Source organism: Stenotrophomonas sp. JC08 (assembly GCF_052180205.1).
Taxonomy (GTDB): domain Bacteria; phylum Pseudomonadota; class Gammaproteobacteria; order Xanthomonadales; family Xanthomonadaceae; genus Stenotrophomonas.
Window position 1 is genome coordinate 2766896 of the sequence record NZ_CP197473.1, and the last position, 12830, is coordinate 2779725.

Genomic DNA, 12830 nt, shown 5'->3' on the forward strand with positions numbered 1-12830 from the left:
TTCCGCTGCTGGAAGCGACGTTGCCGGCAGTCAAACTCAGATTGCAGCCACTAACCGACCCTGCCCCGTTGCGGCAAGGGTGTAACCGCCTGCAGAGGTGATACCGAAGGTGAAATCCACCGACTTGGACGCGGCGCTCCAGCTGCCGGGAATGGCGGCGGGATAGGAGAGGGTCCGTTGCCGCGCGTTTTCCATCGCGGCCGACGCCGCGCGCAGATCCGCCTGGGCGGTGCGCACCTTGCTGCGTTTGACGTAATTGCCATACGCCGGCAGCGCGATAGCCGCGAGGATGGCGATGATCGCCACCACGATCATGAGTTCAATCAGGGTGAAACCCCGGATCTTGCCTTGTTGCACAGAACCGCCCCCCGTTGCGTGCCGCCGGCATCCCGTTGCGCGCAACCCCGGACTGCGGGTCGCTCGACTACGGCGTGAAATTCACGTGATAACTGTGATGAGGCGCAATATACCTGCGGTGACAACGATGTCAACAGATGACAAAAAGCAGTGCCCCGGAGGCTTCTGCGACAATGCCGCGATGGATACCCGACTGGTCTTCTGCACCTTCCCCGACACCACGACTGCGCAAACTCTGGCCCGCCAACTGGTGGAACAGCGATTGGCAGCGTGCGTGAACTTGTTGCCGCCGATGCTGTCTGTGTACCGCTGGCAGGGGCAGGTCGAGCAGGCCCAGGAGGTTCAGGTGCTGATCAAGACCTGCGCCGACCGGCTGGACGCACTGACGACCGCGATCGTGCGGCTGCATCCTTACGAATTACCGGAGATCATCGCGATCTCTCCCAGCGCCGGGCTGCCGGCATACCTGGACTGGATCCGGGCCCAGACCCGCGAGGAAACCTGATTGAAAACGCTGTTCCAACGCTTGGCCGCCCTGTTCCTGCTTTCCGCCAGCGCCCTGCCAGCGCTGGCCCTCAACGAGAAGGACCTGCTCCCGGTTGACCAGGCTTTCGCGCTGCAGGCCGAAGCGCCTACCCGCGACCGCATCGAGCTGCGCTGGGATATCGCCCCCGGCTATTACCTGTACCGCCACCGCACCAGCGTCAAGGCCGTGTCCGGGTTCACCGCTGGCACGTTGCAGATACCGGACGGGAAAAAGCACCACGACCAGTTCTTCGGCGATGTGGAGACCTACCACCGCCAGCTGCGCACGCGCCTGCCCGGCGTCGCCGCGGAAGCCGCCACGCAGGTCACGCTGGAAGTCCAGTACCAGGGCTGTGCCGACGCCGGCGTGTGCTATCCGCCGCAGAAGCGCACGCTGCAGGTGGCACTGCCCGTCGCCGCGGCACCCGCCCTACCCGCAACCTCAGGCAACGGCGGTGCGCCGCTGTTCAATCCACTGGCACGCACCGATGCCGGCAGCCTCAAGCTGCCCGGCACCGCCGCCGTCCAGAACCTGCCGCTGCCCTCGGAGCAGGCCTTCGGCTTTGAGGCCATCGTCGACGATGGCAACCGCCTGCTGCTGCGGTTCACGCCGGCCCCCGGCTATTACCTGTATCGCGACCGCACCTCGCTGGCCCTGGAAGGTGCGCCCGGCATCCGCACCGGCAAGCCGCAGTGGCCGGCCGGCAAGCCCTACCAGGACGAATACTTCGGCAATGTCGTGGTCTATTTCGACCAGGTCGACGTGCCGCTGCCGTTGCGCCGCGAGCAGGTGGAAGCCAGCGATGCCACCCTGGTCGCCACGTTCCAGGGGTGCCAGACCGATGGCATCTGCTATCCGCCGATGACCCGCCGGGTGCGGCTGGAGCTGCCCGCCGGCAAGCTGTCGCACACCACCGAAGCGGCCGTGGCGAGCCTGGTGATCCCGCCATTGCCCAGCGGGAAGAAGAACACCGCATCCGTGACCACCCGTCCGGAACCGGAGCCCGAGCCGGCACCGCAGCCGCTGGTGATCCGCCCCAACAGTGAGCCGGCCGCCAGCACTTCGGCGGTCGATGCCTCGGCCGACAACAGCCAGCGCAGCCAGCCGCCGGGCACGCCCGAACCGGCCTCCCTGCTGTGGATCCTGCTGCTGGCGCTGGCCGGCGGCCTGATCCTGAACCTGATGCCCTGCGTGCTGCCGGTGCTGTCGCTGAAGGTGCTGGGCCTGGCGCAAAGCGGCGTCAGCCGGCGACACGCACGCCTTCATGCGCTCTGGTACACGCTGGGCGTGCTGGTCGCCTTCACCGCGATCGGCGCGCTGGTACTGAGCCTGCGCGCCGCCGGCCAGGCTGCCGGCTGGGGCTTCCAACTGCAGCAGCCGTGGTTCATTGCCGCACTGGCCTACCTGATGTTCGCCGTCGGCCTGAGCCTGTCGGGCGTGTTCACGCTGGGCGGCAACCTTGGCGGCGTCGGCCAGTCTTTGGCCAGTCGCCAGGGAGCGGCCGGCGACTTCTTCACCGGCATGCTGGCCTGCGTGGTCGCCAGCCCGTGCATCGCACCGTTCATGGGTCCGGCACTGGCCTATGCATTCACCGCGCCGCCATTGCAGGCAATGCTGGTATTCCTGATGCTGGGGCTGGGACTGGCACTGCCGTTCCTGCTGATCGGCTTTGTGCCGGCACTGGCCCGCCGCCTGCCCAAGCCGGGCGCCTGGATGGAAACCTTCAAGCAGGTGATGGCCTACCCGATGTACCTCACCGCGATCTGGCTGCTGTGGGTGCTGGGCAAGCAGCGCGGCATCGATGCCGTCGCCCTGCTGCTCGCCGGTGCCGCGGTGCTGGCGCTGGGCCTGTGGTGGTTCGAGCGCAGCCGCTGGCACAGCCGCACGCCCGGCATGACGCTGGGCGTGATCATCATCGTGCTGGCCCTGACGCCCGTCTGGGCGGTGACCCGGCTGGCACCGCCGGCAGCCGGCGTCGCCCACGAGGGCTCGGTGGCCTACTCGCCGGAGATGCTCGATCGCCTGCGCGCCGACAACCGCGTGGTGTTCGTCAACATGACCGCCGACTGGTGCGTCACCTGCAAGGCCAACGAGCGCAACGTGCTCGACCGCGACAGCTTCCGTGACACGCTCAAGCGGGTGGATGCGGTGTACATGCGCGGTGACTGGACCAATGTCGACCCGCAGATCAGCGCCTTCCTCGAACAGCACAAGGCGGTCGGCGTGCCGCTGTACGTGGTGTACGGCCCGGGTTCGCCGCCACGCGTGCTGCCGACGGTGCTGACCCAGGCCATCGCCGAAGACGCCCTGCTGCGGGCGGCCCGCTGATGCGGCGCGCGGCCTGGTGGGCAATTGGCATCGCCGCGGCGGCGGGACTGTCCGCCGGCGCATGGCTGAGCAATCCCGCCACGCCGCTGCCGTCGATGGAAAGTTCCGCCCCGACACGACCGCCACAGGTGCCAGTCGCCGCGGTCGGTGAGCCGCTGCCGGCCTTCACCCTGCCCGGCCTGGATGGACTGCCGGTCGCGTTCCCGGACCGGTTCATCGGCCGGCCGCTGCTGATCAATGTCTGGGCCAGCTGGTGCGGCCCCTGCGTCGAGGAAATGCCCGAACTGGCGCGCTTTGCCGCCCGGCATGCCGACAACGGCCCCCAGGTGGTCGGCCTGGCGCTGGATACGCCGCAGGCGGTGCACGATTTCCTCGGCAACGTGCCGGTGTACTACCCCATCGTCATCGAAACCCCGGGGCCGGCCGATGCCAGCGTCCGGCTCGGCAACACCCGCGGACTGCTGCCCTACAGCGTGCTGGTCGACGCCGAGGGTCGCATCGTCAAACAGAAGCTGGGGCCGTTCGAAGCCGGCGAAATCGAGGACTGGGCGCAGCTGCCTTGAGTTGCACCGGCATTCCCCGGCGATTGTCGGCGAACCGGCAGGCTTCACGCACGCAACGCAGCCCGGCAGCACACGCTGCCACGCGCGCAACCCGCACCGGCTCGGACGCGCCGTACCCCGTGCAAAATTCAAACATTCGATTAAAACGCGGCTAATTTCGTCGAACTGGACAGCATCGCCAGCTTCGCTCACACTGCCGGCCTTTCCTTCCGACCGCTGGCACATGGCGAAACTGCTGGTCCTCCACGGCCCCAACCTCAACCTGCTGGGCACCCGCGAGCCCGAGGTCTACGGCCACACCACGCTGGCCCAGATCGATGCCGCGCTGGCAGCGCAGGCACGGCAGGGCGGACATGTGAGCGAGCACCTGCAGTCCAACGCCGAGCACGTGCTGGTGGACCGGGTGCAGGCCGCACGCACCGATGGCACCGCCTTCATCCTGGTCAACCCGGCCGCCTTCACCCACACATCGGTGGCGCTGCGCGATGCGCTGGCGGCCGTGGCGATCCCGTTCATCGAGATCCACCTGTCCAACCCGCACGCCCGCGAACCGTTCCGCCAGCACAGCTATCTCAGTGACAAGGCGGTGGGGGTGATCTGCGGCTTCGGCGCCGACAGCTACCGTTACGCCATGGATGCCGCGCTGCTGCGGCTGGCGGCTGCGGCGTGAAAGTCCTGCCGCACCTGTCGCTGGGCATGGCACTGGCCGGCCTGCCGCTGGCTGCTGCCCATGCGCAGCACCTGGATCGCGCCGCCGAAGGCATCGACTGCGCCACCGCGGCCAGCACGATGGAACGCGACCTGTGCGCATCCGACCGCGCCAGCGACGCCGATGCGCTGCTGAACACCACTTACAGGCAGCCCCACCGCCAGCTGCGGCAACAGGCCGCCGATGGCAGCTGCACGCACTGCGCCGACGCCGTGCAGCAGCTGATCGTCGCGCAACGCGCCTGGATCACCCTGCGTGACCAGGACTGCGACGCGGTCTACGCCTTCAATGCCGATGGCACCTCGCGCAATGGCGCGAAGATGCATTGCCTCACCACCCACACGCAGGACCGCACCCGGCAACTGCGCGATTTCTACGAACTTTGACCCGGCGCACCGCGCCCCCACCTACCGATACAACAGAACGAAAGAGGCCCTCATGGATCTGCGCAAAATCAAAAAACTGATCGACCTGCTGGAAGAGTCCAACCTGGCCGAGATCGAGATCAAGGAAGGGGAAGAGTCCGTGCGCCTGTCGCGCACCCCGGTCGGCGGTTATGCCGCACCGGCGCCGGCCCCGACCTACGTCGCCGCCCCGCCGGCAGCCGCCATGCCGATGAGCTCGCCGGTGGAAGCCGCCACCGGTGGCACGCCCAAGCCGGGCAACGCCCTGCCCGATGGCCACGTGCAGCGCGCACCGATGGTCGGCACCTTCTACGCCTCCTCGGCGCCGGACAAGCCGGCCTTCGTCAGCGTCGGCCAGCAGGTCAAGGCCGGCGAGACCCTGGCCATCATCGAGGCGATGAAGATGTTCAACCCGATCGAGGCCGAAGTGGCCGGCACCGTGGTTGCCATCCTTGGCGAGAACGGCCAGCCGGTCGAATTCGACCAGCCGCTGTTCGTGATCGCCTGAGGCGCCGGTCATGCTCGACAAGGTCGTTATCGCCAACCGCGGTGAGATCGCGCTGCGCATCCTGCGCGCGTGCCACACCCTCGGCATCCGCACGGTCGCGGTGCACTCCACCGTCGACCGCAACCTCAAACACGTGGCCATGGCCGATGAATCGGTGTGCATCGGTCCGGCGCCCTCATCGGACAGCTACCTCAACATCCCGGCGATCATCGCCGCGGCCGAGGTCACCGATGCCCAGGCCATCCACCCCGGCTACGGCTTCCTCGCCGAAAACGCCGACTTCGCCGAGCGCGTGGAGGAATCGGGCTTCATTTTCATCGGCCCGAAGGCCGACACCATCCGCCTGATGGGTGACAAGGTCGAGGCGATCCGCGCGATGAAGGCCGCCGGCGTGCCGTGCGTTCCCGGCTCGGGCGGCCCGCTGGGCGAGGATGCGGCCACCAACATCAAGATCGCCCGCGAGATCGGCTACCCGGTCATCGTCAAGGCCGCCGGCGGCGGTGGCGGTCGCGGCATGCGCGTGGTCCACACCGAAGGCGCGCTGGTCAACGCCGTGGCCACCACCAAGCAGGAGGCCAAGGCCGCCTTCGGCAACGACATGGTCTACATGGAGAAGTTCCTGGAGAACCCGCGCCACGTGGAGATCCAGGTGCTGGCCGACGGCCAGGGCAATGCCATCCACCTGGGGGAACGCGACTGCTCGATGCAGCGCCGCCACCAGAAAGTGGTGGAAGAAGCCCCGGCACCGGGCATCACCCCGGAACTGCGCGAGGAGATCGGCAAGGTCTGCGTGGAAGCCTGCATCCGCATCGGCTACCGCGGCGCCGGCACCTTCGAATTCCTGTTCGAGAACGGCCGCTTCTACTTCATCGAGATGAACACCCGCATCCAGGTGGAGCACCCGGTGACCGAGCTGATCACCGGCATCGACCTGATCGCCGAACAGCTGAGGATCGCCGCCGGGCACAAGCTGACGATCAAGCAGAGCGACATCAAGATCAACGGCCATGCCATCGAGTGCCGCATCAACGCCGAGGACCCGGAAACCTTCCTGCCCTCGCCGGGCACCATCACCGGCTTCTACCCGCCGGGCGGCCCGGGCGTGCGCGTGGACACCCACATCTACGGCGGCTACCGCGTGCCGGCCAACTACGATTCGATGATCGGCAAGCTGATCGTGCACGGCCCGGACCGCGACACCGCCATCGCCCGCATGCGGGTGGCGCTGAGCGAGATGGTGGTGGACGGCATCAAGACCAACGTCGCCCTGCAGCAGCGCATCATGCGCGACAAGGGCTTCCAGGCCGGTGGACAGAACATCCACTATCTGGAAAAGCGTCTGGCCGAGCGCAAGAACCAGTCGATCGCACTGACCTGATGCCGCACAACCGGTAGCCGGTGAAGAAGGCGGGGAAACCCGCCTTCTTCGTTTTCAGCCACTGCTCATTGCCACGCGTGCGCGCATTCGCCGGCCGCCTCGTCTAGGATGCCCGCTTCCGTTCCGCTGTCGCCGTGCTCCCATGCCTTTCCTCGAACTCACCCTGCGCTGCACCGAAGCCACCCAACCCCGCTACGAGAACGCCCTCGACGATGTCGGCGCGCTGGCGGTGACCCTGCTCGATGCCGACGCCGACACCAGCAACGAGCGCGCCATCCTCGAACCGGGCGTGGGCGAGACGCCGCTGTGGAACGACCTGGTGCTGAGCGCGCTGTTCCCGGCCGAGACCAACGCACTGGCGCTGCTGGCGGCACTGGAAGCCTTCGATGCCGGGCTGGACTGGAGCAACGCCAGCTTCCGCGCGGTGCAGGACGAGGACTGGGAGCGCGCCTGGCTGGACCAGTTCCAGCCCATGCAGTTCGGCCAGCGCACCTGGATCGTCCCGTGGAACCATGAACTGCCCGAAGCCGCGCAGCGCGCCGATGCCGCTGTCGTGCGCCTGGACCCGGGCCTGGCGTTCGGCTCGGGCACCCACCCGACCACCGCGCTGTGCCTGCGCTGGCTGGACCAGCTGGCCGCCGACGGCGAACTGGCCGGCCGCACCGTGCTCGATTTCGGCTGCGGCTCGGGCATCCTCGCACTGGCCGCGCTCAAGCTCGGCGCCGCTGCGGCGGTGGGCGTAGACAACGACCCGCAGGCACTGACCGCCACCGCCGACAACGGCCAGCGCAATGGCGTGCACATTGCCGCCTATCTGCCCGAAGACGAACCGGCAGCGACCTATCCGGTGGTCGTTGCCAACATCCTCGCCTCGGCGCTGGATGCGCTGGCCGAACTGCTGGCCGCCCGCGTCGCCCCGGGTGGCCGCATCGCCCTGTCCGGCATCCTGCACGGCCAGGAAGACGAACTGCTGCAGCGTTACGCGCCGTGGTTCGGGCAGCTGGAAGCGGTGCAGGATGGCGACTGGATGCGCATCACCGGCATCCGCCATGCTTGAATGAACACCGCGCTCCGGCCCTGACACCATGACCGTAGAACCCACGCCTCCCCGCCGGCCCCTGGCCACCTTCCTGCACGGCACGTCTGCCGCACCTGCGGCGGAGGCGGAAGCGCCGCCAGCCGTCCCGCACGACGCGGATGCGACGGAACCCACGCAGGCGGCCGCCGCAGCAGCAGTGACAGTGGACAGCGCGCCTGCAGCCGAAGCGCTGGAAGCCACGGTGGAAGCCGAAGCCGCCGCAGAGCCGGCAGCGACACTCCAGGACGATCCGGTCTGGCCACCCGCAGAAACCATCACCCCCGACCCCGCGCCTGCAACCGGTGCGGCCGAGGCCCCCAGCTTCCTGCGCGCCGCCACTCCCGCCCGCAGCGGACCGACGCCGCGCTGGCAGTGGATCGCACTGGTCACCCTGGCGCTGCTGCTGCTGTTGCAGATCGCCATCGCCGATCGCGCCAACCTGGCCGCCAGCGCCAGCACCCGGCCGCTGATCAGCGGCCTGTGTACGGTCCTCCGCTGCAGCGTCCCGGCCTGGCATGAACCGGCCGCCTTCACCATGCTCAGCCGCGATATCCGCCAGATCCCCGGCCAGGCCGGTGCGCTGCAGGTGCAGGCCAGTTTCCGCAACGATGCACGCTGGGCCCAGGCATGGCCGGCACTGCGGTTGTCGCTGTCCGACGCCGATGGCCGGGTGATCGGCCGCCGCACCCTGCAGCCGACCGACTATCTCGCGCCCGGCAGCGATCCGCAGGCGCGACTGGAACCGGGGCAGAGTGCGCAGGTGTCCTTCCGCCTGCGTGAACCGGCCGCTGCCACCGTCGCCTTCAGCTTCGAATTCCAGTGACCGGTGGGTGCGCCGTGGCAGCCTTCCGGCCCACGCGCTAGACTCCCCACTCTCATGACGGGCCGCGCGCCCGCCTCTGTTGATCCCGGGAACTCCCTTGAACGCTGCCCCTCTCCGTCCTGACACCAGTCGTGGCGCTCCGAAGCCGCCGCTTCGTGAACACGTCGCCCAGTCCGTTCGGCGCTATCTGCGCGATCTGGACGGCAGTGAAGCCGATGATGTCTACGAGATCGTGCTGCGCGAGATGGAGATCCCGCTGTTCGTGGAAATCCTCAACCACTGCGAGGGCAACCAGAGCCGCGCAGCGGCCATGCTCGGCATCCATCGCGCCACCTTGCGCAAGAAGCTCAAGGAATACGGGCTGGCGTGACGCCCGTCCCGGCGCGGCAGCGACCTGCCTGATCCACACAGCAGGCAGCTGGCCGGGCCACGATTACATCCACCTGCAACCAATGGGCGCAGGGCAGGGAGCCGGCGGCGCGGCTACAATAGCGCCCCGCTTCCGCTTCCCTCCCACACCCCATGTCCGCTGATCTGTTGCCCGTCCGCCGGGCCCTGCTGTCCGTCTCCGACAAAACCGGCCTGCTCGAACTGGCCCGCGCGCTGGCCGCCCGCAACGTCGAACTGCTGTCCACCGGCGGTACCGCCAAGGCGATCCGCGAGGCCGGCCTGCCGGTCAAGGACGTATCCGATGTCACCGGCTTCCCGGAAATGATGGACGGCCGGGTCAAGACCCTGCATCCGATGGTGCACGGCGGCCTGCTCGGCCGCGCCGGCACCGATGACGCGGTGATGGCGCAGCACGGCATCGCCGCGATCGACCTGCTGGTACTGAACCTGTACCCGTTCGAATCGGTCACCGCCAAGGCCGACTGCACGCTGGCCGACGCGGTGGAGAACATCGACATCGGCGGCCCGGCGATGCTGCGCAGCGCCGCCAAGAACTTCGCCCGTGTCGCCGTGGCCACCAGCCCGGACCAGTACGACGCGCTGCTGGCCGAACTGGCCGCCAATGACGGCCAGCTGTCGGCGGCCAAGCGTTTCGAACTGTCGGTGGCCGCGTTCAATCGCGTCGCCCAGTACGATGCGGCGATCAGCAATTACCTCTCGGCCGTGACCGATACCAGCGCTGCGGTGCCGGTGCGCAGTGAATACCCGGCGCAGATGAATTCCTCTTTCATCAAGGTCATGGACCTGCGCTACGGCGAGAACCCGCACCAGAGCGGCGTGTTCTACCGCGACCTGTACCCGGTACCGGGCACGCTGGCCACCTTCGTGCAGCTGCAGGGCAAGGAACTGAGCTACAACAACCTGGCCGACGCCGATGCCGCTTGGGAATGCGTGCGCCAGTTCGACGTGCCGGCCTGCGTCATCGTCAAGCACGCCAACCCGTGCGGCGTGGCCGTGGCTGCCAATGTCGGCGCCGCCTACGAGATGGCCTACAACACCGACCCGACCAGCGCCTTCGGCGGCATCCTCGCCTTCAACCGCACGCTGGACGCGGCCACCGCCAAGGCGATCCTCGACCGCCAGTTCGTCGAGGTGCTGATCGCCCCGGACTACGAGCCGGCCGCGCTGGAATATGCGACCAAGAAGGCCAACGTGCGCGTGCTGCGCATTCCGGCCGGTGATGCGCGCAACAACTACGACACCAAGCGCATTGGTTCGGGCCTGCTGATCCAGAGTGCCGACAACCGCGGCATGAGCATCGACGAGCTGAAGACCGTCACCCGGCGCGCGCCGAGCGCCGCCGAGCTGCGCGACCTGCTGTTCGCCTGGCGCGTGGCCAAGTACGTCAAGTCCAACGCGATCGTCTACGCCAAGGACGAGCGCACGATTGGCGTCGGCGCCGGGCAGATGAGCCGCGTGTATTCGGCACGCATCGCCGGCATCAAGGCCGCCGACGCCGGCCTGGTCGTACCGGGTTCGGTGATGGCCTCCGATGCGTTCTTCCCGTTCCGTGACGGCTTGGACGCCGCCGCCGAAGCCGGCATCACTGCGGTGATCCAGCCGGGTGGTTCGATGCGCGATGCCGAGGTGATCGCTGCCGCCGATGAGCATGGCATCGCCATGGTGTTCACCGGCGTGCGCCACTTCCGTCACTGACATACACGATGACGGCAGGGGCGTGGTCATCGCCCGCCCCTGACCACCGCGCCGCTGCGGACAACACCACCGCAGCGGTGCGATCGCGCAGCGGTGGTGCCGCTCCTGCATCATCTGCCGGCGACATCCGCACGATCACCGCTCCACCGCACCATCCCTTCCCACCAGACCCAGGGCTGCAGTTGATGCGCAACACGCTGATTCTCCTGTTTGCCGGCACCAGTGCGGCGCTGCTTGCCGGCTGCGGCAACGGCACGCTCGTCGAAGCCCAGCGCGAGGCCATCGCCACGCTCGGCCAACAGCTGCCGGCGCCCTATCGCGACGGGCTGATTACCGATTCGGTGCATCGCCATGGCGACGATCTGGTGATGGTGATCCGTTTTCCCGATGCCACCGTGGCCATGGCCAAAGCCAAGCCGGACATATTTTCCGCGCTGCGCCAGGACGAACAGGAGGCGATCCGCGACGTATGCGCCGAGCCGCTCCTGGCACCGGTCTACGCCGCGGGTGGCGGTGTGCGCCGGCGCTTTGTCGATGCCAACGGCGCGGTGTTTTTCGAGGTCGCACTGAGTGCCTCCGACTGCCCTTCCCCTTGAATGCCCCCACAGGAACCGACTCCATGAAAATCCTCGTCATCGGCGCTGGCGGCCGCGAACATGCACTGGCCTGGAAGCTGGCGCAGTCCGCACGCGTGAGTGAAGTGATCGTCGCCCCTGGCAACGCCGGCACCGCCACCGAGAACAAGTGCCGCAATGTCGCGATCAAGGTCACCGACATCGCCGGCCTGCTGCAGCTGGCGCAGGACGAGGCCATCGGCCTGACCGTGGTCGGCCCGGAAGTGCCGCTGGTGGCCGGGGTGGTGGATGCCTTCCGTGCGGCCGGCCTGCGCATCTTCGGACCGACCGCCGCCGCCGCGCAGCTGGAAGGCAGCAAGGCGTTTGCCAAGGATTTCCTCGCCCGCCACGGCATTCCCACCGCGTTCTACGCCGTGCATACCGAAGTGGAAGCGGCACTGGCCTACCTGCGCGAGAAGGGTGCGCCGATCGTGATCAAGGCCGATGGCCTGGCCGCCGGCAAGGGTGTGATCGTGGCGATGACGCTGGCCGAAGCCGAGGCAGCGGTACGCGACATGCTCAGCGGCAACGCCTTTGGCGATGCCGGCGCACGTGTGGTGATCGAGGAATTCCTTGAAGGCGAGGAAGCCAGCTTCATCTCGATGGTCGATGGCACCACCGCCCTGCCGATGGCCACCAGCCAGGACCACAAGCGCGTGGGCGACGGCGACACCGGCCCCAACACCGGCGGCATGGGTGCCTACTCGCCGGCCCCGGTGGTGACACCGGACGTGCATGCGCGCGTGATGCGCGAAGTGGTCAACCCCACCGTGCAGGGCATGATCAAAGATGGCGTGCCGTTCACCGGCTTCCTGTATGCCGGGCTGATGATCGATGCCAGCGGCGCGCCGAAGGTGATCGAATTCAACGTGCGCTTCGGCGACCCGGAAACCCAGCCGGTGCTGCTGCGCCTGCAGTCGGACCTGGTCGACCTGCTGGAAGCCGGCATCGACGGCACGCTGGCCGGGGTGGAAGCGCAGTGGGACCCGCGTCCGTCACTGGGCGTGGTGATGGCGGCCAGCCCCTATCCGGAAACCCCCATCACCGGCGAGGTGATCGGCGGTCTGGCCGACGTGCCCGACAGCGCCAAGGTGTTCCATGCCGGCACCACGATGGATGCCGACGGCAATGTGGTCAGCGCCGGTGGCCGCGTGCTGTGCGTGACCGCGCTGGGCGACTCGGTCGCTGAGGCGCAGCGCAATGCCTATGCCGGCGTGGCCAAGGTCAGCTGGGCCAACGAGTTCCACCGCAACGATATCGGCTGGCGCGCGATCGCCCGCGAGCAGCACTGAACCGCAGACGCGCAGGATCGGGCAGCGTTCATTCCGCCCCGAGCCTGCGCGCCACTTCCGCCGATGCGGACAAGAGTTGCCGGCGCAACTGCGCTTGCCCGGGCAACACACGCACCGCAAGCTGGACGTCCGCCCCACTGCAAG

14 protein-coding genes are annotated in these 12830 nt (G+C 68.1%); 13 read left to right on the forward strand and 1 reads right to left on the reverse strand.

Going from position 1 to position 12830, the window contains the following annotated elements:
* Window positions 1-36: 36 nt before the first annotated feature.
* Window positions 37-315, reverse strand: coding sequence for a type IV pilin protein (locus ACSBPQ_RS12665; RefSeq protein WP_442684587.1), 279 nt, complete (start codon window positions 313-315; stop codon window positions 37-39).
* 223 nt (window positions 316-538) lie between these two features.
* Between ACSBPQ_RS12665 and cutA the strand changes: the two genes are divergently transcribed.
* From cutA to purD, 13 genes are all read left to right on the forward strand, one after another.
* Complete coding sequence (gene cutA / locus ACSBPQ_RS12670; protein WP_442684588.1) at window positions 539-862, forward strand: divalent-cation tolerance protein CutA; 324 nt, start codon at window positions 539-541, stop codon at window positions 860-862.
* Complete coding sequence (locus tag ACSBPQ_RS12675) at window positions 863-3211, forward strand: protein-disulfide reductase DsbD family protein (RefSeq protein ID WP_442682488.1); 2349 nt, start codon at window positions 863-865, stop codon at window positions 3209-3211.
* Entirely contained in the window at window positions 3211-3774 is a 564-nt protein-coding gene (locus ACSBPQ_RS12680) for a TlpA family protein disulfide reductase (protein ID WP_442682489.1), read from the forward strand. Before ACSBPQ_RS12675 ends, ACSBPQ_RS12680 begins: the two co-directional genes overlap by 1 nt.
* A gap of 223 nt (window positions 3775-3997) precedes the next feature.
* Window positions 3998-4444, forward strand: coding sequence for a type II 3-dehydroquinate dehydratase (gene aroQ / locus ACSBPQ_RS12685; RefSeq protein ID WP_442682490.1), 447 nt, complete (start codon window positions 3998-4000; stop codon window positions 4442-4444).
* Complete coding sequence (locus ACSBPQ_RS12690) at window positions 4441-4869, forward strand: lysozyme inhibitor LprI family protein (RefSeq protein WP_442682491.1); 429 nt, start codon at window positions 4441-4443, stop codon at window positions 4867-4869. Before aroQ ends, ACSBPQ_RS12690 begins: the two co-directional genes overlap by 4 nt.
* 52 nt (window positions 4870-4921) lie before the next feature.
* Window positions 4922-5395 (forward strand): acetyl-CoA carboxylase biotin carboxyl carrier protein, encoded by a 474-nt coding sequence (accB, locus tag ACSBPQ_RS12695; protein ID WP_442682492.1) that lies wholly within the window; start codon window positions 4922-4924, stop codon window positions 5393-5395.
* Window positions 5396-5405: 10 nt separating this feature from the next.
* Entirely contained in the window at window positions 5406-6773 is a 1368-nt protein-coding gene (gene accC / locus ACSBPQ_RS12700) for an acetyl-CoA carboxylase biotin carboxylase subunit (RefSeq protein ID WP_442682493.1), read from the forward strand.
* Between the two features lie 142 nt (window positions 6774-6915).
* Window positions 6916-7830: a 50S ribosomal protein L11 methyltransferase gene (gene prmA, locus ACSBPQ_RS12705; protein WP_442682494.1), complete on the forward strand. Its 915-nt coding sequence runs from the start codon at window positions 6916-6918 to the stop codon at window positions 7828-7830.
* Window positions 7831-7858: 28 nt separating this feature from the next.
* A complete protein-coding gene (locus ACSBPQ_RS12710) occupies window positions 7859-8674 on the forward strand; it encodes a DUF3426 domain-containing protein (RefSeq protein ID WP_442682495.1) in 816 nt (271 codons plus the stop codon).
* A 97-nt stretch (window positions 8675-8771) separates the two neighbouring features.
* Entirely contained in the window at window positions 8772-9044 is a 273-nt protein-coding gene (fis, locus tag ACSBPQ_RS12715) for a DNA-binding transcriptional regulator Fis (RefSeq protein ID WP_442682496.1), read from the forward strand.
* A 152-nt stretch (window positions 9045-9196) separates the two neighbouring features.
* Entirely contained in the window at window positions 9197-10780 is a 1584-nt protein-coding gene (purH, locus tag ACSBPQ_RS12720) for a bifunctional phosphoribosylaminoimidazolecarboxamide formyltransferase/IMP cyclohydrolase (RefSeq protein ID WP_442682497.1), read from the forward strand.
* Window positions 10781-10965: 185 nt separating this feature from the next.
* Window positions 10966-11376 (forward strand): hypothetical protein, encoded by a 411-nt coding sequence (locus ACSBPQ_RS12725; protein ID WP_442682498.1) that lies wholly within the window; start codon window positions 10966-10968, stop codon window positions 11374-11376.
* 23 nt (window positions 11377-11399) lie between these two features.
* Window positions 11400-12686, forward strand: coding sequence for a phosphoribosylamine--glycine ligase (gene purD, locus ACSBPQ_RS12730; protein WP_442682499.1), 1287 nt, complete (start codon window positions 11400-11402; stop codon window positions 12684-12686).
* Window positions 12687-12830 lie beyond the last annotated feature (144 nt).